Here is a 23,059-nt window from a genome sequence, read left to right on the forward strand (position 1 = left end):
TCAGGCAAATAGTTCGATCACCGGCCAGCCGCGTTCCGCGGCGACCGCACGCAAGCGTGGATCGGGATTGGTCGCGACCGGATGCGTGACGCGTTCCAGCAAGGGGACGTCGTTGATCGAGTCGCTATAGAACCAGCTCTGCGGAAAATCCTGCAGGCGGTGCCCAAGCGACGCGAGCCAACTCTCGGTGCGCGTGATCTTGCCTTCGCGGAAGGTTGGCGTGCCGACAGCCGTTCCCGTAAAGCGCGCCAACGGATCGCCGCCTTCGGTGCCGAGCTCGATGCCCAGCAGATGCTCGAAACCGAGTGCCTTGCCGATCGGCTCCGTGATGAACACGTTCGTAGCGGTGACGATGCAGCACAGGTCGCCCGTATCAAGATGGCGTTGCACGAGTTCGCGCGCAGCCGGCAGGATGGCCGGCGCAATCACCTCTTGCATGAACTGCGCATGCCATGCGTCGAGCTGCTCGCGCGAGTGGCGAGCAAGCGGTGCTAGCGTGTAGTTCAGATAGGCGGTCATGTCGAGCGTGCCGGCCACATACTGCCGGTAGTAATCGTCGATTTCCTGCGCGTGCCGCACGGCGCCTTCTATACCCAATCCGGCGATGAAGTGGGCCCACGCCTGATCGCTATCGAGCGGCAGCAACGTGTGGTCCAGGTCGAACAGCGCAAGGTTGCGGCTCATCCAGAGTCCTCATGATTAAGTGGTCAAGCCGTCGAACCCGATGCATGACTGACCACGAGCCGGCACACAGTCATCCACAGCTTGACACGAGCGTATATTTAAACGCACAAAATTACAATATGGCAAAAATGTGCAACACTACTGTCATATACGCCCCGGTGCCGGTTCACGCGGCATGCGGTTCGGGTCATGGCAGCAGGAACGGATGCGCAGCGCCTTATGTTGATTCTCCTAAACCTTCTGGCCGGTGTGGCGCTCCTCGTGTGGGGCTCGCACATTGTGCGCACCGGCATCCTGCGGGTCCTCGGCGCCGATCTGCGCAGCGTGCTGGGGCGCAGCACCAGTAGCCGCTGGCGGGCCTTTCTCTCGGGTGTCGGCGTTACGAGCCTCGTGCAGAGCAGCAACGCCACCGCGGTGATCGTCACGTCGTTCGCGGCGCAGGGCCTCTTGCCGCTCACCAGCGGTCTCGCGATCATGCTCGGCGCCGACGTCGGCACCGCATTGATGGCGCGGGTTCTCACTCTCGATCTATCCTGGTTGTCGCCGATCCTGATTCTGCTCGGCGTGCCGCTCTTCCTGTCGCGCAAGCAAACCCGTCTCGGCCAGGCCGGGCGCACGTTGATCGGTCTCGGCTTGATCCTGCTGGCGCTGCGTTTGATCGTCGAAGCCGCCCAACCCATGATGCAAGGCGCCGGCGTGCGCGTAATGTTCGGTGCGCTGACCGGCGATACGATGCTCGACGCACTGGTCGGCGCCGCGTTCGCCATGCTGTCCTATTCGAGCCTGGCCGCCGTGCTGCTGACCGCAACGCTCGCCTCATCCGGTGTGATTTCGCTGAAGGTCGCGCTGTGCCTCGTGATCGGCGCGAATCTTGGCAGCGGCTTGCTCGCGCTTCTCGGCACCGTCGCGCAGAACGCGGCCGCGCGGCGTCTCGCGTTGGGCAGCTTTGCGTTCAAGCTGGCCGGCGCGTTGCTGATTTTGCCGTTCACTTCGCTGCTCGCGCGCGGGCTGCCGGTGTTGATCGCGAATCCGCGTGAAGCGACCGTCGGATTTCACCTGATCTACAACACGCTGCGCTGCTGCGCGTGCCTGTCGCTGATCGATCCGGTGTCGCGCATCTGTGTGCGCCTTCTGCCGAACCGGCCGCTGCCGAATGGTGAGCTTCGGCCGCTTCACCTGGATGCCGCGGCGCTGTCCACGCCTACGCTCGCGCTTGCGCATGCCGCACGCGAGGTGCTGCGCATCGGCGACATCGTGCGCACCATGCTCGACAATGTTTCAGACCTGATTCATCACAACAATCTGGACAAGGCGCGGGAAACCGTCCGCATGGACGACGATGTCGACGAACTCTACGCCGCGGTCAAAACCTATCTGACGCTGATCTCGCGCGAACAACTCGACGAAGCCGATAGCCGCCGCTGGACCGACATCATTTCACTGACGATCAATCTCGAACACGCGGGCGACATCATCGAGCGGATCGTGGGCGACATCGAGGAAAAGAAGATCGCTCACCGGCTGTCGTTTTCGGAAGAGGGGCTGGGTGAGCTGGACGACTTGCAGGCACGCCTCGTCAGCAATCTGCAGCTTGGGCTGTCGGTGTTTCTGAACAACGATCTGCGATGCGCAGAGCGCCTGCTTGCGGAGAAGGAACGCTTTCGCGATCTGGAGCGGGCCTATTCATACCGGCATCTGGACCGGCTTACCGGTCAGACCTTGCGAAGCATCGAGACCAGCGCACTGCATCTCGATCTGATCAGCGACATGAAACGCCTCAATTCGCTGTTCTGTTCGACCGCCTATCCGGTGCTCGATGCAGCCGGCGCGTTGCACGACACTCGCTTGCGCAAGCGCTCGCTCGATACGATGCATGTGAAGGAATAGACATCAGACCTCAAGGCTCCGGCATGGAGCCTCGGGCCTTGTGTCTGGTGCGTCAGGCAAGAACGATCTCTTCGAGCTTCTTCTTCAGCGATGCAAAATCGGCGGCTTCGGCCGCCTTTTTGTTGGTGACGAGCACGTCGATCCGATCGACCGGGCAGTAGGAGATGCGGCTGCGTTGGCCGATCTTGCTGTAATCGGCGAGGATCGCCACGCGGTCCGCATTGGCGACCATGGCGCGCGCCACTTCGGTTTCAGCGTGGTCGTAATTGGTCGCACCGTGCCGGTGATCGATGCCGACCGGCGATAGCAGTGCGAGGTCCGCGCGATAGCGCTGGATATCGAGCACGGTGGTGGCGCCGGTGGTCGCCATGGCGCGGTCGCTGATCGAACCGCCGAGCAGGATGACCTCGTTGGCGGCTTCGGTTTGATCGACGCCGCCGCGCATCTTCAGCGCGACATCGATCGAGTTGGTGACGATGGTGAGGTTCGCGAGTTTCGCCAGTTCTTCGGCCAGCGCGGCGGTGGTGGTGCCCGCGTCGATGAACAGTGTCTGGCCGCTCGCGATCAAGCCCGTGGCCGCCTTTGCGATCGCTGTCTTGGACTTGACGCGCATGTGCGCGCGCTCGGCGATCGGCGCTTCGTCGGCTGGTTTGATCGCGCCGCCGTGCACGCGCCGTAATTCACCTAGCGCTTCGAGGTCGAGCAGATCGCGCCGTACTGTTTCGCGCGACACCCCGAGGTCCGCCATGATCCGTTCCGTGGACACACGTTGAAGCGTGGACAGCAACGCGCGAATTCTCTGATGACGGTCTTCCTGCCACATGCATGTTTCCTTGGCTGCGTACGCGCGTTTATTTAGCTTGTTGTTAACTGCGACATCGTGCTCACGAATGTGTGTCCGGACGATGTCAAGCGTACTACTTTAGTCGAATTGTGTTGTATTTTTTTGGCAGCTTGCAAGTTTGTGTATTTAACTTTAGCCTTCGCAGATCGAAGCGCCAAGCCCGTTTCGAACATCAAATGTTCGAAAAGGAATTGAAATGTCCGATTTCGAGCATTTTGCGGCGTTTTTTGGCAATCTGATTGGCAAGTGTCGCCGCCATAATGGATCTTGGGATCGGCCGCCTGAGCGAAGCACGCCCGGTGTCGAGTTGCACGGTGGCGGCACGCTTCGTCATCCTGACAAAGACGCAGAGGGGGGCCGGCGCGGTGAATGCCTGGAGCGTACGTCCGACTATCGCAGCGCCTGCCTTAGCGCGATACTACGCGCCAGGCTCGCGCGTGAACGGACAACTAGAGACCTGCGTGGATCATGAAGGTCAAGGCGGCAGTGACGGCTGGGAACGTGTCGAGAGCATGGTCAACCGCTCTATCTGAAAGGTAGCGAGACGTGGGAAACGGGATTAATCGCGCTTTATCCGCAGACTGGCCTTATCCGCGACTAGCCGCGCATCGCTGCGGCGGCACGCTGGCGCCGGAGAACACGCTCGCCGGTTTCGACGCCTGCGTGCGCTATGGCTACCGCATGGTCGAGTTCGACGCCAAGCTTTCCGCCGACAACCAACTCTTTCTGCTGCACGACGACACCCTCGAGCGCACCACCAACGGCCATGGCGCCGCTGCGGAACACACGTGGCAGCAACTGGCCGCGCTCGACGCCGGTGCATGGTACGGGCCGCAATTCGCCGGCACGCGTTTGCCGACGCTCGCCGAGGCGGCGGGGCGCTGTGCGCGCGACGGCATTGCCGCCAACATCGAAATCAAACCGTGCCCCGGCCGTGACGAGATCACCGGGACTCTGGTCGCAAGCGGCGCGCTGACACTATGGCAAGGCCAGACGCCGCCGTTGCTCTCGTCGTTTTCATTCGAGGCGCTCGCCGCCGCGCGTGACGCGGCGCCGTCATTGCAACGCGGCATGCTGTTCGACGAGGTGCCGGCGGACTGGCTGCGCGTGGTGCGCGAACTCGACTGCGTGTCCTTTCACGCGAACCACCGGTACCTGACCGAGCCGCTGATCGAGGAGATTCATGCCGCCGGCCTGCGCGTGCTCGCCTACACCGTCAACGATCCGGCGCGCGCGCAACTGCTCGCGCAATGGGGCGTCGACATGATTTGTACAGATCGCATCGATACACTGCGACACGACATGTTCTCCATGCCGGCCAACCCGGCCTGAACATGGCGAGGCCGCGCAAGTGCAAGGGTGCACGGGCGCGTCCTGAGGCTCGAAATAGAAATTTTCCAAACGTAGCAATTTCGGCAGAGGATGGGGAAGACTATGAACCGCACCGCGTTAGCTCGCATACTCTCGATGTCGGCCGTTGCGGGTGTCACCGCGGCCGGCGTCAGCAGCAGCGCTTCGGCCGCGCCGCTCGATGCACTGGTCGCCGCCGCCAAGCAGGAAGGCCAACTCACCGTGATCGCGTTGCCCCACGACTGGTGCAACTACGGTGAACTGGTCGCCGGCTTTCAGAAGAAGTACGGCATCAAGATCAACGAACTGAATCCGGATGCGGGTTCGGGGGACGAAGTCGAAGCCATCAAGGCGAACAAGGGCAACAAGGGCCCGCAAGCGCCCGACGTGATCGACGTGGGCCTCTCGTTCGGTCCGTCCGCGAAGGCCGAAGGGCTGCTGCAGCCGTACAAGGTCGCCTCGTGGAACTCGATCCCGAAAGAGTCGAAAGACGCCGACGGCTATTGGTATGGCGATTACTACGGCGTGCTGTCGTTTGAAGTGAACGCCGACATGATCGACAAGGCGCCGTCCGACTGGAGCGATCTGCTCAAGCCGGAGTACAAGAACGCCGTCTCGCTCGCGGGCGATCCGCGCTCGGCCAATCAGGCGATCCAGGCCGTCTATGCCGCGGGTCTCTCGCAGAGCAAGGGCGATGCGAGCAAAGCCGGACAGGCCGGCCTTACTTATTTCGCCAACCTGAACAAGAACGGCAACTTCGTGCCGGTGATCGGCAAGGCCGCCTCGCTCGCGCAAGGCACCACGCCGATCGTCGTGCGTTGGGATTACAACGCGCTGGCCGATCGCGACACGCTGAAGGGCAACCCGAAGGTGCAGGTGGTGATTCCGAAAACGGGCGTGGTCGCGGGTGTGTACGTTCAGGCGATCAGCGCGTATGCGCCGCACCCGAACGCAGCCAAGTTGTGGATGGAATATCTGTACTCGGACGAAGGTCAGATTGGCTGGCTGAAGGGCTACTGCCATCCGATGCGCTACAACGAACTGGTGACCGGCAAGAAAGTGCCGCAGGCATTGCTGGACAAGCTGCCGCCGCCTTCGTCGTACAAGAATGTCGTGTTCCCGACGCTCTCGCAACAGGACGCGTACAAGGAAACCATTACGAAGCACTGGGACGAAACGGTCGGCGCGAACGTCAAGTAAGCGACGTAGTGGATGTCGCGGCCGCAGGGGAACACGCGAGCCGCGACGCCAAACAGTAGCCTGAAGTTTTGCCGCTCCGGCGCGCCGCTCTTCGTCATGAGCGCGGCGTGCCAGGCGCGTTTGCCAGATTGCCCCAAGGGTGAGCTATGAGCGCTTCATCGGATGCTGGATCGGTGCAGCCGGAATTGCTGGTTCCGCCTGTACCCACCCCAACGCCTCGCGTCGACGGTCCGGGCCGCGCGTCGCAGTTCCTCGCCTGGATCGGCGTGGTGCCGTTTTTTACTTTTGCGCTGCTGTTCCTGATTCTGCCGACTGGCTTCCTGATGGTCGGCGCGTTTCAGGATTCGCAAGGCCACTTCACGCTCGCCAACTTTCGCGACCTGCTCCAGCCGACCGTGCTGGACGCTTACTGGATCAGCTTCAAGGTGAGCGCGGCCTCGTCGCTCGGCGGCGCGGTGATCGGCTCGCTGCTCGCATGGGCGGCGGTGCAGGGCAAGCTGCCCGGCTGGATTCGCCCGACCCTGATGACGTTTTCCGGCGTCGCGTCGAACTTTGCCGGCGTGCCGCTCGCATTCGCTTTCATCTGCACGTTGGGACGCGTCGGGCTCGTCACCGTATTGCTGAAGAAATACCTCGGCTTCAATCTGTACTCGACGGGTTTCAGCATCCTGAGCTTTTCCGGGCTGACGCTGACCTATCTGTATTTCCAGATTCCCTTGATGGTGCTGATCGTCACGCCCGCGCTCGACGGTCTGAAGCGCGAGTGGCGCGAGGCCTGCGACTGCCTCGGCGGGACCTCGTATCAATACTGGCGCTACGTCGCGCTGCCGGTGCTGTGGCCGAGCGTGCTCGGCGCCGCGCTGCTGCTGTTCGCCAATTCGTTCGGTGCGGTCGCCACGGCTTATGCGCTGACCGGCAGTTCGCTGAACATCGTCACGATCCTGTTGTATGCGCAGATTCGCGGCGACGTCATGCATAACCAGAATCTCGGTTATGCACTCGCGCTCGGCATGGTGCTCGTCACCGGTCTGTCGAATGGCGGCTACATCTGGCTGCGCTCGCGCGCTGAAAGGGGGCGTCGATGAAAAGCCAATCGCGCGTGGGTGCGTGGACCGCGATGATCGTCGGTTCGCTGTACTTTCTCATTCCGTTGATCGCGACGTTCGAATTCAGCCTGCGCATGAAGCGCGGTACCTACAGTTTCGAAGCGTATAGCGTCGTACTCGGCGATCCGCGCTTTCAGGCCTCGTTCGGCTACTCGATTCTGATGGCGCTGCTGACGATCGTGGTCGGCGTGCTGCTGGTGGTGCCGACGGCTTACTGGGTGCAGTTGCGCTTGCCGAAGCTGCGGCCGGTCGTCGAATTCATCACGCTGTTGCCGTTGGTGGTGCCGGCCATCGTGATCGTATTCGGTTATCTGCGCATCTATAACAGCAGTTCGATTCTGCCGCTCACCGGCAACGAGCGCGCCACGGACCTATTGCTGGTGTTCGGCTACGTCACCCTCTCGCTGCCGTACATGTACCGCGCCGTCGACGCCGGCCTGCGCGCGGTCGACGTGCGCTCGCTCACCGAGGCGGCCGAGTGTCTCGGCGCGAACTGGCCGACCATTCTTTTCAAAGTGATCTTCCCGAATATCCGCTCGGGCATTCTGTCCGGCGCGTTTCTCACCTTTGCGGTGGTGATCGGCGAGTTCACGCTGGCGAGTCTGCTGGACCGTCCCGCGTTCGGCCCGTATCTGCAATTGATCGGCGCGAACCGCGCGTATGAACCCTCGGCGCTCGCGATCATCGCGTTCGTGATCACGTGGGCATCGATGGGTTTGATACAGGTGTTCGGCTCGGCCCGCGCCATGAGCGGCCAGAAAGTGTGACCAACGAGTTTGGCCGATAAGTTTGATCCAATGAGTTTGACGGACTGGGGCAGCGAATCATGGCATTCCTGGAAATCGAAAATCTGCATAAGTCCTTCGGGGCGAACACGGCGCTGCATCACTTCGATATGAAGATCGAACGGGGCGAGTTCATCACTTTCCTCGGGCCGTCCGGCTGCGGCAAGACGACGGTGCTGCGCATGATCGCCGGCTTCGAAACGCCCACGCGCGGCATCATCCGGCTGGACAACAAGGACGTCACGCACCTTCGCACGCGGCAACGCAAGGTCGGCATGGTGTTCCAGTCGTATGCGCTGTTTCCGAACATGACCGTGGCCGAGAACATCGGCTTTGGGCTGAAGATTACGCATCGGCCGCAGGCGGAGATCAATCAGCGCGTCGACGAGATGCTGCAACTGATCAAGCTGCCGCACCTGGGCGGCCGTTATCCGTGGCAATTGTCGGGTGGCCAGCAGCAACGCGTGGCGCTCGCGCGGGCGCTTGCCGGCAAGCCGCAAGTGTTGCTGCTCGACGAACCGCTTTCCGCGCTGGATGCCAAGATCCGCATTTCGTTGCGCCAGGATATTCGCGCGTTGCAGCGCGAGTTGGGTATCACGTCGATTTTCGTCACCCACGATCAGGAAGAAGCGCTGTCCATTTCCGATCGTATCGTCGTGATGAACGAAGGCCGCGTCGAGCAGATCGGTACGCCGTCCGAAATCTATAACTATCCGCGCACCCGCTTTGTCGCGTCGTTCGTCGGCACGCTGAACATTCTGGCCGGACATGTGGTCGATCCGGCGACCGGCAAGATGGTGGTGGACGGTCAGGAGTTGATCACCACGCAGGAGTTGCCGTCGGCCGATGCGGGCAAGAAGCGTTTGCTCGCGCTGCGTCCCGAGGCCATCGTGCTGGAGCCGGCCGCGCCTGGACGCAACACGTTGAACGCGACCGTCGAAGAAGTCAATTTCCTCGGCGCGGTGGTGCGCATCAGAACGCGCGTGAAAGACGCCGTGATTTCTCTCGACGTGTTCAACGACCCGAATCGCGGTTTGCCCGAACGCGGGCAGCCCGTGTCGCTGGGGTTCTCGCACGAGAATCTGCTGGTGTTGGAAGAGGGCGCGGTTTAGAGGCCGCACGTTGGACGGCGCGCAGGCTTCTGGCCAGCGCGCGTCGTCGTAGAAAGCCTTACGGGTTATCCCGTAGCCGCCGCCGCGTTCGATTCCGGATTCCCCGACACCCCTCGTCCGGATTTCCGGAATCCCGGACGGCGCATCCTGTGTGGCGCCAAAAAACCCATAGAAATCAACGCGCCGAGCCCGGCTTCGAGCTGGCATCGACCTTGCGAAATAGATATCGCGGCCGCAACGGTCCGACAACTAAAGCAAGGAGACAACGATGTCCGATTTCCCTTCCCGGTATTTCTGAATTCGTCCCTTGTCGCGGCCTAATGCCGTGCACAGGCGTGACGACTATTCGTTCGCATGATGCGCAGCGTGGCAGGCCATTGAGCTCATCCACATCGCAGGAACCATCGTGAAGAAACCTATCCACAAAGTACTGTACGTCCAGGTGATCGTGGCGATCCTTATAGGTATCGCGCTCGGACATTTCTATCCGAATCTCGCCGTCGACATGAAGCCGCTCGGCGACGGCTTCATCAAGCTGATCAAGATGGTGATCGGACCGATCATCTTCTGTACGGTGGTGACGGGTATCGCCGGCATGGAGGACATGAAGAAGGTCGGGCGCGTCGGCGGCAAGGCGTTGCTGTACTTCGAAATCGTCTCGACCTTCGCACTGGTGCTCGGCCTGATCGCCACGCACGTGCTCAAACCGGGCGTCGGCTTCAACATCGACCCGGCCACGCTCGACGGCAAGGCGGTCGCCTCGTATGCCGCGAAAGCGCACGGGCAGACCACGGTCGACTTCCTGATGCACCTCATTCCGGACACGCTCGTGTCAGCGTTCGCGCAGGGTGAAATCCTGCAGATCCTGCTGATCGCGCTGCTGTTCGGCGCGGTGCTCGCGACCGCCGGTGAGAAAGGCAAGGTCGTAACGAGCTTCATCGACGGGCTCTCGCATGTGCTGTTCGGCATTGTGCGCATCATCACGAAGCTGGCGCCGATCGGCGCGTTCGGCGCAATGGCGTTCACGATCGGCAAGTACGGTATCGGCTCGTTGCTGCCGATGCTCAAGCTGATCGGCACGTTCTATCTGACCTCGATCGTGTTCGTGGTGGTCGTGCTCGGCATCATTGCGCGTGCGGTGGGTTTCAACATCCTGCGCTTCGTTGCGTACATCAAGGAAGAGATGCTGATCGTGCTCGGCACGAGCTCATCCGAAGCCGCGCTGCCGCAACTCATGCTGAAGCTCGAAAAGCTCGGCTGCTCGCGCTCGGTGGTGGGCCTCGTGGTGCCGACCGGTTATTCGTTCAACCTCGACGGCACCAACATCTACATGACGATGGCCGTGCTGTTCATCGCGCAAGCCACTAACACCGACCTCACCTGGACGCAGCAGCTCACGCTGCTGGCGGTGACCATGCTCACCTCGAAGGGCGCGAGCGGCGTGACGGGCGCGGGCTTCATCACGCTGGCCGCGACGCTTGCGGTGGTGCCGACCATTCCGCTGTCGGGCATGGTGCTGATTCTCGGTATCGACCGCTTCATGAGCGAATGCCGCGCGCTGACGAACATTGTCGGCAACGGCGTGGCGACGGTGGTCGTGTCGGCATGGGAAAAGGAACTGGATCGCAACAAGCTGAACGCCGCCTTGCGTGGCGACGTGGCGATCAAAGAGCCGGCCGGCGTCTGAGCCGCGCATCGGCAACGCCTTTTAACGTCATCCTCACAGCCGCGGACACCAGCGTATGAAACCGGTGTCCGCGCGCCAAACCCCCGCCTCGTCGGCCGACGAGGCTGACGCCGGCGACGCGTCGCCTTATGCCACAATAAACGATCCTTACCGTTCGGATATTGCCAACGTGACGCGACGCCTGCTGATCCTCTTCGCGCTCGTCGCCGGGCTCGTCGCAGCATGCGGGCTCACCTACAGCATCGCTTGGCAAAGCGGTATCGACCATTTGCGGCGCAACGCCGCGGTGCGGGTCGACCGTACGACCAGCGCGCTGAAGAGCACGCTCGAACGCTACGAGTCGCTACCTTATCTGCTGGCGGAACATCCGATCGTGCAGGATGTGCTGGTCAATCCCAGTGCGGCCAATGTCGCGCGCGCCAATCTTTATCTCGAAGACCTGAACCGCCACGCGCGCGCCACGGTCACCTACATCATTCCACTCGACGGCTTTTGCGTCGCGGCGAGCAACTGGCGCGGGCCGGGCAGTTTCATTGGTGCCGGCTATCAGTTCCGGCCGTATTTTCTCGACGCGGTGAAAGGCGGCGTGGGCCGCTTCTTCGGCATCGGCACGATCTCGCAAGCGCCGGGTTATTACATCTCTCAGCCGGTGCGGCGCGACGGCAAGATCGTCGGCGCGGCGGTCGTCAAACTCGATCTCGAATGGTTTCAGGGCGCGGATGCGTCCGAGCCGCTTGTCGTGACCGACGACCACGGCGTGATTTTCCTGTCGTCGATGCCGGCGTGGAAATACCACACGATCCGGCCGCTGTCGGGGCCGGTCGCGGATTCGATCTACCAGGCGCGTCAATACGCGCAGCAGCCGATCGCGCCGCTGCCGGTGACGATCGAACGCACGCTCGAAGGCAACGCGCAGATCGTGCGCATCGGCGGCGGCCGCTATGCGCCACGCTATCTCGCGTCGCGCCGCGGCATGGGCGAGCCGGACTGGCATCTGATCACCATGTCGCCCGTCGATCCGGTCGACGCCGACGCGCGCAAGGCGACCATCGTCACCGGCTTCGGCTACGTGTCGCTCGTGTTGCTGGCGTTCTACTGGAGAATGCGCCGGGCTCGCGTGCGCGAAGTGATGCGCAGCCGGGCGCTGCTGCAAAAGGCCTACGCGGAATTGAACCGGCGGGTCGCCGAGCGCACCGCGGATCTCTCAGAGGCGAACGAACAGTTGCAAAAGGAAGTGGCCGAACGAACCCGCGCCGAACAGGAATTGCGCGCGGCGCACGACGAACTGATTCAGGCGAGCAAGCTTGCCGCGCTGGGTCAGATGGCCGCCGGCATCACGCATGAGCTGAACCAGCCGCTCGCCGCGTTGCGCGGTTTCTCGGACAACACGCGAGTGCTGCTCGAACGTGGCGACCAGGCGTCGGCGCGCGAAAACCTCGAAGCGATCGCGGCGCTCACGGAGCGCATGGGCAAGATCACCAACCAATTGAAGCTGTTCGTCGGACGCGCGCGGCCGCGCAGTGCGCGAGCGCCGATCATGCGGGCGTTGCGCAACGTGGTCGCGCTGTTGCAGAAGCGCCTGGCAGGCGTCGAGGTGGAGTTCGCTCTGCTCGACGCGCAAAGCGGCACGCGCACGCCGCTGAGTCTCGCCGACGACCATCCCGAACTGATTGCGCATTGCGACGATTTGCGGCTCGAACAGGTGCTGATCAACCTGCTCGGCAACGCCCTCGATGCGACGGCCGACATCAGCGCGCCGCGCATTTCGATCGAGATCGAAGTCGCCGATGCGAATCTGTCGTTCGCCGTGAGCGACAACGGCCCCGGCATTGCCGAGGATGTTCTGCCGCGGCTCTTCGAGCCGTTCTTCACCACCAAAGAAATGGGCCAGGGGTTGGGGCTTGGCCTTGCGATATCGTCGTCTATCGCGCGCGACTGCGGTGGCTCGCTCGTGGCGCGCAACGCGCCGCACGGCGGTGCATTATTCGTGTTGACGCTGCGCCGCGCGCGCGTGCAGACGAGCCACACACCGGACCCGCTGACGACGGGCTCCTGAATCACACGGAAAACGCCATGCTGAACCACGGCCTGCAAGTGCTGTATATCGAAGATGACGAACTGGTGCGGCGCGCCAGCGTGCAGAGTCTGCAACTGGCGGGCTTCGACGTGATCGGCCATGCGTCGGCGGAGTCCGCGGCGAAGATGATCGGCGCGGACTTCTCCGGCGTGATCGTCAGCGATATTCGCTTGCCGGGCGCAAGCGGCCTCGAACTGCTTGCGCAATGCCACGAGCGCGCGCCCGATGTGCCGGTGATTCTGGTGACGGGCCACGGCGACATTTCAATGGCCGTTCAGGCCATGCGCGACGGCGCGTATGACTTCATCGAAAAACCGTTCGCGTCCGAACGTCTGATCGAAACCGTGCGGCGCGCGTTGGAGCGCCGCAAGCTGGTGCTGGAGAACCTCGCGTTGCGCCGCGAACTGGCGGAGCAGAACTCGGTGGCGCCGCGGATTATCGGCAGAAGTCCGGCTATCGAACAGGTGCGGCGGCTAATCGCCAATATCGCGCCGACGGATGCCTCCGTGCTGATCAACGGCGACACCGGCGCGGGCAAGGAGCTGATCGCGCGCAGCCTGCATGAACTGTCGCCGCGGCGTGACAAGCCGTTTATCGCGGTGAATTGTGGCGCACTGCCGGAGCCAATGTTTGAGTCGGAAATGTTCGGCTACGAGCCGGGCGCTTTCACGGGCGCTGCGAAACGGCGCATCGGCAAGCTCGAGCATGCGTCGGGCGGCACGCTGTTTCTGGATGAAATCGAAAGCATGCCGCTCGCGTTGCAGGTCAAGCTGCTGCGCGTGCTACAGGACGGCGTGCTGGAACGGCTCGGCTCGAATCAGCCGATCCGCGTGAATTGCCGCGTGGTCGCCGCCGCCAAGGGCGACATGGCCGAGCACGTCGCGGACGGCTCGTTCCGGCGCGACCTGCTGTATCGGCTGAATGTGGTGACGATCGCACTGCCGCCGCTCGGCGAGCGGCGCGAGGACATCGTGCCGCTCTTCGAACACTTCTTGCTGGACGCGGCGGTGCGTTATCAGCGTCCCGCGCCGATCCTCACCGATCGTCAACGCGCCGGCCTGATGCAGCGCGACTGGCCGGGCAACGTGCGGGAGCTGCGCAATGCCGCCGACCGCTTCGTGCTCGGCGTCGCCGACGATCCCGTCATGTCTTTCGGCGACGACGGCGCGGCCACGCAGCCTTTGAAAGAGCGCGTCGAACAATTCGAGCGGGCGGTAATCGCGGAGGCGCTGGAGCAGGCCGGCGGCGCGGTCGCGGTCGCGGCAGACAAGCTGCAGCTCGGCAAAGCCACGCTCTATGAGAAAATCAAGCGATATGGCCTCGCGGCCAAAGGGGAAGCGGAGCGGTGAGGATAGGAAAACGCCGGCGTCGAAGTGCGACGCCGGCGTGTTTGAATCGGTATGAATCGGGTCGGGCGACGCCGCGCGTTCAGGCCGGTTTCAGCGCCTTTTCCAGCAGCTGGTCGAGTTCCGCGAATTGCGGCTCGCCGACATAGCGCTTGAGGATCCGGCCGTCCTTGTCGATCAGGAAAGTGGTCGGCGTGAGCTGGACGTTGCCGAACTGCTTGGCGGCCGAGCCGTCGTCCATGGCAACCTTGAACGGCAACTGGCGGGTTTGCGTGTAGTTGGCCACGTACATGGGCGCGTCGTAGTTCATCGCCACGGCGACGAATTCGAGGCCTTGGTCCTTGAAGCGGTTATACGTCTGGACCATCTGCGGCATTTCCTTCATGCAGGTATCGCAGCTCGTCGCCCAGAAGTTGACGAGGTAGACCTTGCCTTTCAGGTCGGCAGTCGAGACTTTCTGGCCGGACAGCAACGTGAAGGTCGCATCGGGCACACGCTGCTGGCCGGCAAAGGCGAAATAACCGGCGACGGCGATCGCAAGGGCCACGGCGGCAATGATGAGGTAGCGAAGCGGATTCGCGCGCCGCGCTGCGGTGGTCGGAGTGGAACTCATGAACGGAACCTCGAGAGTCGCGCGGAACGCGCGGAACAGTGCGTCGCTTCGGGCTTACGGCCCTGTGCTGGAGGCGGCGCTACAGCGTCGCTATTGTAGCCCCATTCCGGCGGCACGGCAGGAGCCGCGCCGGGAGCGGATAATAGGGTTTTACGTCCCCGTCCGTCCGATCTTCTGTCCCCATGCTCCGAACCGTTTTTTGCCTTGATCAAGTCCGTCCCTTCCTTGCACGAATTCTGTCCCGCAGTCCCGTGGCGGGCCGCTCCTTGAGCCGGCTTTCGAGCCAATCTGCGCCCGGTGACGGTTCCCGGACGCCGAGCGCGCGGGCAGTGTTGAGCACACTGGCTTGCAGTATCGCGTTGGGCTGCGCGTTGAGCGCATGCTCGCCGACCTTCGACTGGCGCACCATCGCGAACAACGACAACGGCTACACCGTCGACCTGCCGGCGAAGCCGGGCAACGATCAGCGCGCCGTCCAGATCGACGGCACGCCTATGCAGATGGCGATGCAGACGGCCGAAGCCGGCGATGCCGTCTTCGCGGTCGGCACGGTGATGTTGCCCAACGACGGCGAAGCCACGCAGCGCGCCGCACTCGAATTCCTGCGCAACGGTCTTGCCCGTAACGTAGGCGCCGCGCCGGAAGCTCGCGCGGTGCAGGTCCCACTGGCGGCCGGCGGCCGGGTACTCGGTCTGGAAATGAAGCTGAGCGGTGAGGCAGGCTCGCAGCACGAAGCCCGCACTGTCTACGCCCGGCTGGTGGCGCGCGGGCGGCATGTCTACCAGGTGGCCATCATTTCACCCAAGCCGATGCAGCAGGAACAGGTCGACCAGTTTTTTTCGTCGTTCCAACTGTATTGAGAGCGGTATTTTTGGCCGATGCGACGCCTGATGGATCGCGGTGCATGCGCGCCGCACAGTGAAAGTTCCTTCGCAGAATTGCACGCTAATTCACGGTTTACGTTGAAGTTTTTCTATTACTCACAGAGCCTGTGGATAACTCTGTTGAGAACTCGCCCGAATCGCTCGGAGATGCCCATTCTATGGGCACTCTGTCAGATTCGCCCGGTTCGACGCCGCTGAAAAAAGCCAGTCAAATCAATGCCTTTTGGATGCTGCTCGCGGTGGACCTTTCAGATGTATCAAAATCTGTCTGGAACGTGAGCATGTGCATAAGTCAAGTCTTGACAGCAAGTTTTTCGCCTCATAGAGAGCCAAAAGCCCGCCGATATTGGATCGCTTCGCCGATCTGCGCGGCGTTCGGCATGGCTGTGCCGGCAAGGTCGGCAATGGTGCGCGCCACCTTCAGAACCCGGTAGTACGCACGCGCGGACCATCCGAAGCGCTCTCCGGCTTCGCGTAGCAAACCTTCGCCCGCTGCGTCGGGGCGGCAGACCTCGTCTACTTCCCGTCCTCCCAATTCCCGATTGGTTTTGCCCTGGCGGCTCAACTGGCGCTCGCGTGCGCGGTTCACGCGCATGGCAATGGCCGCGCTTGTCTCCCCGGCGGCTGTCGAACGGGCGGACAGTTCCGACGGTGTGAGCGCCGGAATTTCGAGTTGGATGTCGATCCGGTCGAGCAGGGGCCCGGAGAGCTTGCGCAAGTAACGCGCGGCGATCTCGGGTGTGCACCGGCAGCGGCCTTGGGGATCGCCGCGCCAGCCGCACGGACACGGATTCATGGCGGCGATCAACTGGCAGGCAGCCGGAAAATCCACCTGCAAGGCAGCGCGTGAAATCGTGATGCGGCCCGCTTCGAGCGGCTCACGCAGCGTTTCGAGCACGTCGCGGTGGAACTCGGGTAGCTCGTCCAGAAACAGCACGCCAAGGTGCGCCAGCGTGATTTCACCGGGCTGCGGCGGATTGCGCCCGCCCACCAGCGCTGCGGCGCTAGACGAGTGATGCGGAGCGCGAAACGGCCGTCGACGCCATTGCGACGGCGTAAAACCGGCCCGGCTGGCGGACAGCAAAGCGGCGGAGCTGAGCGCTTCGTCGTCGGTCATGGGTGGCAACAGGCTCGGCAGGCGGGCGGCGAGCATCGATTTGCCCGCACCGGGCGGCCCGACCAGCAGCACGTGATGCCCGCCGGCCGCAGCGACTTCGAGAGCCCGGCGCGCGCCGCGCTGACCGATCACGTCGCCCATGTCGGGAACGACGGCGGTGGCGCTCTCGGCGAGATCCGGCGCGGCGAGCGGATAAAGTCGCGCGTCGGGCGCACCCGCCAGGTGAGCGCACAGCGACGGCAGATCGGCGGCGCCGTAGACGTCGACGCCGGGCACGAGCGCCGCTTCCGCCGCGCTCGCGGCGGGCAGATAGAGCTGTGGAGTGGAATGAGCAGGCGGCTCGGATGCAGCAAGCTCGCCAGACATACCAGACGATGTGGCTCCGGCGTGAGCGACGCCGCCGCGCGCGGTTCCGCAGGCCATGGCGAAGGCGCCGCGCATTGGCCGGAGCGCGCCCGTCAACGAGAGTTCGCCCGCGAATTCGCGATGCAGCAAGGACTCGGCGGGAATCTGGCCGCTCGCCGCGAGAATGCCCAAAGCGATCGGCAGATCGAAGCGGCCGGATTCCTTCGGTAAATCGGCCGGCGCGAGATTGACGGTAATGCGCCGCACAGGAAAGTCGAAGTTGCAGTTCTGCAGCGCCGCGCGCACGCGCTCGCGGCTTTCGCGCACTTCCAGATCAGGCAGGCCGACAATCGAAAAAGAGGGTAATCCGTTCGCGAGGTGGACCTCGACGGTTACTTCGGGCGCGCGGCCAGCGGCCGGCGCGCGACTGCGCACCACGGCAAGCGACATGTTTTCTCCCGTCGGACGGCGCGCCAGCGGCGCGCGCAAATCCCCTAAAACGCTGATGACGTCACGGCTCGCTTGCCTGTGATGTGCAGCACTGCGCGGCGGATGAGCCGCGAGCAGACCTATTTAGGGTGTTTGCGTGACCGGCAGCTTCTGTTCGAGTTCGGCGACACGGCGCTCCAGTTCTTCGAGGCGCGCGCGGGTGCGCACCAGCACCTGGGTCTGCGTATCGAATTCTTCCCGGGTTACCAGGTCGAGCTTCGAAAAGCCCTGCGACAGCATGGCCTTCACGTTGCGTTCGACATCTTTGGCCGGCGAGTTCTTGAACAGCTCGCTCATGCGGGCCTGAAAATCGTTAAAAACATCATTCGGTTGTTTCATGGTGTTCCCTTTGTTGCACAAAAAGTGTGCGTGTTTCGTTGCGCCTGTGCTTTGTCGCGTTAAATGGGCGCTGTTGGTGCATGACCCGTTGCGCGCCGCGGCCGTATGGGCCCCTTTGGTGCGCGCCCGTGCGTTCAGAACCTTCGAACACTCTAGCAATGATCCATAAGCCGCGCCAGCTTGCTCCGCCAGCGCTGGCCTTCCGGCCAGGGCCGCTTGCGCCCCTTTTGCGAGGCCTGCGGTGCGGAGTCTGACACAACATGGCATGCGAGTTGCTGTTACTGCCCCGCGCGCTCTGCCGGCACCTGTTTGCCGGCAGCGAAACGAGACCACGCGAACGGGTTACGGGTACGCAAAACGGGTTACGCAACGGGTTACGCAACTAAGCGAGGGATTTCATGAAACTCATTACCGCAATCATCAAGCCGTTCAAGCTCGATGAGGCGCGCGAAGCCTTGTCGGCCATCGGCGTCTCGGGCATCACGGTGACTGAAGTCAAAGGTTTTGGTCGCCAGAAAGGCCACACGGAGCTGTATCGCGGCGCTGAATACGTCGTCGATTTCCTGCCGAAGGTGAAGATCGAGGCTGCGGTCTCGGACGACATCGTCGACCAGGCGATCGAGGCGCTCGAGCGCGCGGCACGCACCGGCAAGATCGGCGACGGCAAGATCTTCGTCACGCCGATCGAGCAAGTGATTCGGATTCGCACCGGGGAGACCGGCGCGGACGCTCTGTAATACCAAAAGATAGCGACACAGATAGCGACAAGAGGAAACGAAAGATGCGCAAATTAATGATGTCCTTGCTGATGGCCGGTTCGCTGCTCGCGGGCGGTATCGGCGCCGCCCTCGCGGACGACGCTTCCGCCCCCGCAGCCGCTTCGGCCGCTGCTCCCGATACGACGGCGAGTGCGCCGGCGTCGGACGCAACGGCCGCCCCCGCAGCCGCCGCGGCTTCGGCACCGGCCGCAGACGCGTCCGCCGCACCGGCTGCCAGCGCGGCCGCCGCCGCACCCGCAGCATCGGACGCTGCGCCGGCTGCCCCGACCGCGCCGTTCTCGGTCGATTCGTCGAAGATCAACTCCGGCGACACCGCCTGGATGCTGACCTCCACCGCGCTCGTGCTGTTCATGACAATCCCGGGTCTGGCACTGTTCTACGGCGGCATGGTCCGCAAGAAGAGCGTGCTCGCGATCCTGATGCAAAGCTTCGCGATCACCTGCCTCGTGTCGATCATCTGGGTCGTGGTGGGCTATACGCTCGCCTTCACGCCGGGCAATTCGTTCATCGGCGGTTTCTCGCGCTTCTTCATGGCGGGCATGAACTACATCAAGGGCGACAAGGCCACGACGCTGACCGTCAGCCACCTCGCGCCGACGATCCCGGAAACGGTCTATGTCGTCTATCAGATGACGTTCGCGATCATCACCCCGGCACTGATCACGGGCGCGTTTGCGGACCGTATGAAGTTCTCGGCGATGCTCGTTTTCATGACGCTGTGGTCGATCATCGTCTACTCGCCGATCGCGCACATGGTCTGGGAACCGACCGGCTGGCTGGCTAGCGCGGGCGTCCTCGACTTCGCGGGCGGCACGGTGGTGCACATCAACGCCGGTATCGCGGCGCTGGTCTGCGCGCTGGTGCTCGGCAAGCGCGTCGGCTACGGCAAGGAAGCCATGGCGCCGCACAACTTGACGCTCACGCTGATCGGTGGCGCCATGCTGTGGGTGGGCTGGTTCGGCTTCAACGCAGGTTCGGCAGTGGCGGCAGACGGCCGTGCCGGTTTCGCGATGTTCGCAACGCAAGTGGCAACCGCAGCAGCAGCACTCGCATGGATGTTCGCCGAATGGGCAACCAAGGGTAAGCCGTCGGTACTCGGTATCGTGTCGGGTGCCGTGGCCGGTCTGGTGGCGATTACGCCGGCTTCGGGCTTCGTCGGTACGGCGGGTTCGCTGGTGATCGGTATCGCGGCAGGCGTGATCTGCTTCTGGTCGGCAACGTGGCTCAAGCACAAGCTCGGTTACGACGACTCGCTCGACGCGTTCGGCGTGCACTGCATCGGCGGTATCGTGGGTGCGATCCTGACCGGCGTGTTCGCGGTCAAGGACATTGGCGGCGCGGACGGCAGCGTGATCCTGCAGGCCAAGGGCGTGCTGACGACGCTGATCTACAGCGGCGTGGTGAGCTTCATCCTGCTGAAGATCATCGACATGGTGATGGGCATCCGCGTGACGGAAGAACAAGAACGCGAAGGTCTGGACGTGAGCCTGCACGGCGAACACGTCGAGTAAGCAACGTATCGCGAGCCCGCGCTCCCGGGCTCGCCGGTTCAGAAATAAGCACAGCGACTTTGGCCCGCCTTCATGGCGGGCTTTTTTCTTGCGCGCTATCTTGTAAACGGTAGTTTTCCCTGCCTATCATGGCGATAGCGAGAATGCATTCGCGTCCGCTTGCGAATGGAGAAACCGTCCCCAAATGGACAAAGCATTTGCTCTACAATCTTTTTTCTCCAGTCTGCGAGTGATCAATGGTTCCGCACCTAGTTACGGCGTTAAACGGCCCGCTGCTCGATCTTGAGCGGAAGATCCTCGACGCCACACCCGCCATCGAACGCTGGTTCCGGCTCGAATGGCAGGAGCACACGCCGCCGTTCTACTGTTCCGTCGACCTGCGCAACGCGGGCTTCAAGCTCGCGCCGGTCGACACCAATCTGTTTCCTGGCGCATTCAACAATCTGCCGCAGGAAGTGCTGCCGCTCGCCGTGCAGGCCGCCATGGCCTCGATCGAAAAGATCTGCCCGGACGCCAAGAATTTGCTGGTGATTCCCGAGCGCCACACGCGCAACGCGTTTTATCTCGAGAATGTCGCCCGTCTCGCTGCGATCATGCGCCAGGCCGGCTTGAACGTGCGTTTCGGCACGCTCGACGAAACCATCAACGGGCCGGTCACGATCGCGCTTTCCGACGGGCAGAAGCTCGTGCTCGAACCGCTCGAGCGCTCGCAGCGTCGTCTTGGTCTGAAGAATTTCGACCCGTGCTCGATTCTGCTGAATAACGATCTGTCGGGCGGCATTCCGCCTGTGCTCGAAAATCTGCACGAACAATATTTACTGCCGCCGCTGCATGCCGGCTGGGCCGTTCGCCGCAAATCGACGCATTTTTCCTGTTATGACGACGTCGCGAAGAAGTTCGCGAAGATGGTCGAGATCGATCCGTGGATGATCAATCCGTATTTCGCGCATGTGGAAGGTGTCGATTTCCAGGAACGCACCGGTGAGGAAGCGCTAGCGGATGCGATCGACGGCGTGCTGAAGAAGATTGCCAAGAAGTATCGCGAGTACGGCATCTCCGAGAAACCGTACGTCGTCATCAAGTCGGATGCGGGCACTTATGGCATGGGTGTGATGACCGTGCACGACGCGTCGGAAGTTGCCGCGCTCACCAAGCGCGAACGCGCCAAGATGGCGGCGACCAAAGACGGCCTGGAAGTGCACGACGTGATCGTGCAGGAAGGCGTGTACACCTTCGAGCGCATTGGCGAGGAAGTGGCCGAGCCGGTCGTGTACATGATCGACCGATATGTCGTGGGCGGCTTCTACCGCGTGCACGGCAGCCGCGAGCGCGATCAGAATCTGAACGCACCCGGCATGCACTTCGTGCCGCTCGGCTTCGAGCACACGGCGCTGCCCGACGCGCACGCCAAACCCGGCGCGGCGCCGCCGAACCGCTTCTATATGTACGGCGTGGTGGCGCGGCTCGGGCTGCTGGCCGCCTCGGTCGAACTGGAAAAGACCGATCCGGAAGCGATTCAGGTCTAAGCAAGCTTGGGTGGTCGATGGCGGCATGCGTGCCGCCATCGCCATTTTCAACGACTATATTTACGATCAACGCCAAGCCCATCAGGGCGCACCAGGACCTTCATGGACATTCTTTTCATCGCCGACCCGCTCTCGCAATTCAAGATCTACAAAGACTCGACCTACGCGATGATGGCCGAGGCGGCGCGCCGCGGTCATGTGGTCTACACGTGCGAGCCTAAGCATCTGGCGTGGACGGGCGGCGACGTCGAGGCGAACGTTCAGCGCGTGGCGATTGTCGGCGACGGCGCCGATCTCCATCGCGACGTCTGGTACGACGCGGAAGCCGCCACGCCGCGCGCGCTCAAGACATTCAGCGCGGTGGTGATGCGCAAAGACCCGCCGTTCGACATGGAATATGTCACGTCGACCTGGCTGCTGGAAATGGCCGAACGCGCCGGCGCGCGCATTTTCAACAAGCCGCAATCGATTCGCGACCACTCGGAAAAACTCGCCATCGGCGAATTCGCACAGTTCGTCACGCCTACGCTGGTCACGCGCGACGCAACCCGCTTACGTGCCTTCCACGAGGAACATGGCGACGTGATCCTGAAGCCGCTCGACGGCATGGGCGGCATGGGCGTGTTCCGCGTGAAAGCCGACGGCATGAACCTCGGCTCGATCATCGAAATGCTGAGTCACGACGGCGCGCGTTCGGTGATGGCGCAGAAATTCATTCCCGAAATCAAGGAGGGCGACAAGCGTATTTTGCTGATCGGTGGCGAAGCCGTGCCGTATTCGCTGGCCCGTATTCCTCAGGGTAATGAAGTGCGCGGCAACCTCGCGGCCGGCGGCCTTGGGGTAGCGCGTCCGCTGACCGAGCACGACCGCAAGATCGCCGATACGCTGGCGCCGGTGCTCGCCGCGCGCGGTCTGCTGCTGGTCGGACTGGACGCGATCGGCGACTGGCTGACCGAAGTGAACGTGACCAGCCCGACATGTTTCCGCGAGATCATGGATCAGACCGGTTTCGACGTCGCCGCCATGTTCATCGACGCCTTGGAGCGGGCGGCAGGTTGATGATCTGGGCCGATTTGCGCTCTTGAATGGCCGCCATGATCCCCAAACTGTGTATTAAATCCGCATCAGGCAGCACGCCGGCTTTGGCGCGAAAATGAGCCTGATACAATGCCCGCTCTCGCGCGCCAAGCCTTTTCGATGGCACCTCGACGGTGTCATGGAGATGGATCGCGGGCAATGAGCGGGCAGGTTTTCGCTAGCGCCGGCTCTGTGCCGCGCGGCGGGGCGCTCATCGATTCACGCGTTCCGGCCCTCATGGCCCACGGCCGGTCGAGGGCGCTGACGAACCGGGCTTCGTCCCGGTCCACGGTTGGGGCCG

The 23,059-nt window shown here is 62.9% G+C and carries 19 protein-coding genes; 14 read left to right on the top strand and 5 right to left on the bottom strand.

The annotated features are described in order from the left end of the window. Positions 1 to 684: a histidinol-phosphatase gene (locus P0D71_RS05440; RefSeq protein ID WP_408184528.1), complete on the bottom strand. Its 684-nt coding sequence runs from the start codon at positions 682 to 684 to the stop codon at positions 1 to 3. A 219-nt stretch (positions 685 to 903) separates the two neighbouring features. Between P0D71_RS05440 and P0D71_RS05445 the strand changes: the two genes are divergently transcribed. Beyond that, on the top strand, positions 904 to 2,571 hold the full coding sequence (locus P0D71_RS05445; RefSeq protein ID WP_408298552.1) for a Na/Pi cotransporter family protein: 1,668 nt from the start codon (positions 904 to 906) through the stop codon (positions 2,569 to 2,571). A gap of 52 nt (positions 2,572 to 2,623) precedes the next feature. Here the strand turns inward: P0D71_RS05445 and P0D71_RS05450 are convergent, their stop codons facing one another. Beyond that, positions 2,624 to 3,394 carry a DeoR/GlpR family DNA-binding transcription regulator gene (locus tag P0D71_RS05450; protein WP_091796884.1) on the bottom strand — a complete coding sequence of 257 codons (771 nt, stop codon included), beginning with the start codon at positions 3,392 to 3,394 and terminating at the stop codon, positions 2,624 to 2,626. 567 nt (positions 3,395 to 3,961) lie between these two features. On the opposite strand from P0D71_RS05450, the gene ugpQ reads away from it, so the two are divergent. The 8 genes from ugpQ to P0D71_RS05490 all read left to right on the top strand — a co-directional run bounded on the left by ugpQ (position 3,962) and on the right by P0D71_RS05490 (position 14,081). Next, positions 3,962 to 4,747 (top strand): glycerophosphodiester phosphodiesterase, encoded by a 786-nt coding sequence (ugpQ, locus tag P0D71_RS05455; RefSeq protein ID WP_091796883.1) that lies wholly within the window; start codon positions 3,962 to 3,964, stop codon positions 4,745 to 4,747. 102 nt (positions 4,748 to 4,849) lie between these two features. Further along, positions 4,850 to 5,965 (top strand): ABC transporter substrate-binding protein, encoded by a 1,116-nt coding sequence (locus tag P0D71_RS05460; RefSeq protein ID WP_408343642.1) that lies wholly within the window; start codon positions 4,850 to 4,852, stop codon positions 5,963 to 5,965. 146 nt (positions 5,966 to 6,111) lie between these two features. Beyond that, positions 6,112 to 7,050: an ABC transporter permease gene (locus tag P0D71_RS05465; protein ID WP_091796881.1), complete on the top strand. Its 939-nt coding sequence runs from the start codon at positions 6,112 to 6,114 to the stop codon at positions 7,048 to 7,050. Continuing rightward, complete coding sequence (locus P0D71_RS05470) at positions 7,047 to 7,838, top strand: ABC transporter permease (RefSeq protein ID WP_091796880.1); 792 nt, start codon at positions 7,047 to 7,049, stop codon at positions 7,836 to 7,838. Before P0D71_RS05465 ends, P0D71_RS05470 begins: the two co-directional genes overlap by 4 nt. A 59-nt stretch (positions 7,839 to 7,897) precedes the next feature. Then, on the top strand, positions 7,898 to 8,968 hold the full coding sequence (locus tag P0D71_RS05475; protein WP_091796879.1) for an ABC transporter ATP-binding protein: 1,071 nt from the start codon (positions 7,898 to 7,900) through the stop codon (positions 8,966 to 8,968). A 406-nt stretch (positions 8,969 to 9,374) separates the two neighbouring features. Further along, the gene (locus P0D71_RS05480; protein WP_091796878.1) at positions 9,375 to 10,655 is read left to right on the top strand and encodes a dicarboxylate/amino acid:cation symporter; all 1,281 of its coding nucleotides are present in this window, start codon (positions 9,375 to 9,377) and stop codon (positions 10,653 to 10,655) included. Between the two features lie 55 nt (positions 10,656 to 10,710). After that, a complete protein-coding gene (locus tag P0D71_RS05485) occupies positions 10,711 to 12,711 on the top strand; it encodes a sensor histidine kinase (RefSeq protein ID WP_408479436.1) in 2,001 nt (666 codons plus the stop codon). A gap of 17 nt (positions 12,712 to 12,728) precedes the next feature. After that, positions 12,729 to 14,081 carry a sigma-54-dependent transcriptional regulator gene (locus tag P0D71_RS05490; RefSeq protein ID WP_177205036.1) on the top strand — a complete coding sequence of 451 codons (1,353 nt, stop codon included), beginning with the start codon at positions 12,729 to 12,731 and terminating at the stop codon, positions 14,079 to 14,081. 79 nt (positions 14,082 to 14,160) lie between these two features. Here P0D71_RS05490 and P0D71_RS05495 read toward each other — a convergent pair whose 3' ends face one another. Further along, positions 14,161 to 14,691, bottom strand: coding sequence for a TlpA disulfide reductase family protein (locus P0D71_RS05495; RefSeq protein WP_408298562.1), 531 nt, complete (start codon positions 14,689 to 14,691; stop codon positions 14,161 to 14,163). Between the two features lie 182 nt (positions 14,692 to 14,873). Between P0D71_RS05495 and P0D71_RS05500 the strand changes: the two genes are divergently transcribed. Beyond that, positions 14,874 to 15,551 carry a hypothetical protein gene (locus P0D71_RS05500; RefSeq protein WP_408479437.1) on the top strand — a complete coding sequence of 226 codons (678 nt, stop codon included), beginning with the start codon at positions 14,874 to 14,876 and terminating at the stop codon, positions 15,549 to 15,551. 343 nt (positions 15,552 to 15,894) lie between these two features. On the opposite strand, the gene P0D71_RS05505 is transcribed toward P0D71_RS05500, so the two are convergent. Further along, positions 15,895 to 17,487, bottom strand: a complete 1,593-nt coding sequence (locus tag P0D71_RS05505; protein ID WP_408479438.1) for a YifB family Mg chelatase-like AAA ATPase — start codon at positions 17,485 to 17,487, stop codon at positions 15,895 to 15,897. Positions 17,488 to 17,610: 123 nt separating this feature from the next. Beyond that, positions 17,611 to 17,865 (bottom strand): accessory factor UbiK family protein, encoded by a 255-nt coding sequence (locus P0D71_RS05510; RefSeq protein ID WP_012431591.1) that lies wholly within the window; start codon positions 17,863 to 17,865, stop codon positions 17,611 to 17,613. 398 nt (positions 17,866 to 18,263) lie between these two features. Here P0D71_RS05510 and P0D71_RS05515 point away from each other — a divergent pair, with 398 nt between their 5' ends. The 4 genes from P0D71_RS05515 (at position 18,264) to gshB (ending at position 22,740) form a co-directional block, all read left to right on the top strand. Further along, positions 18,264 to 18,602, top strand: a complete 339-nt coding sequence (locus P0D71_RS05515; protein WP_006048089.1) for a P-II family nitrogen regulator — start codon at positions 18,264 to 18,266, stop codon at positions 18,600 to 18,602. A 44-nt stretch (positions 18,603 to 18,646) separates the two neighbouring features. Beyond that, positions 18,647 to 20,155 (top strand): ammonium transporter, encoded by a 1,509-nt coding sequence (locus tag P0D71_RS05520; protein ID WP_408479439.1) that lies wholly within the window; start codon positions 18,647 to 18,649, stop codon positions 20,153 to 20,155. 236 nt (positions 20,156 to 20,391) lie between these two features. Further along, the gene (gene gshA, locus P0D71_RS05525) at positions 20,392 to 21,681 is read left to right on the top strand and encodes a glutamate--cysteine ligase (protein ID WP_408161807.1); all 1,290 of its coding nucleotides are present in this window, start codon (positions 20,392 to 20,394) and stop codon (positions 21,679 to 21,681) included. Positions 21,682 to 21,783: 102 nt separating this feature from the next. Then, positions 21,784 to 22,740 carry a glutathione synthase gene (gshB, locus tag P0D71_RS05530; RefSeq protein ID WP_408343628.1) on the top strand — a complete coding sequence of 319 codons (957 nt, stop codon included), beginning with the start codon at positions 21,784 to 21,786 and terminating at the stop codon, positions 22,738 to 22,740. The last annotated feature ends 319 nt before the right edge of the window (positions 22,741 to 23,059 follow it).

The organism is Paraburkholderia sp. RL17-383-BIF-A (assembly GCF_046028015.1).
GTDB lineage: Bacteria > Pseudomonadota > Gammaproteobacteria > Burkholderiales > Burkholderiaceae > Paraburkholderia.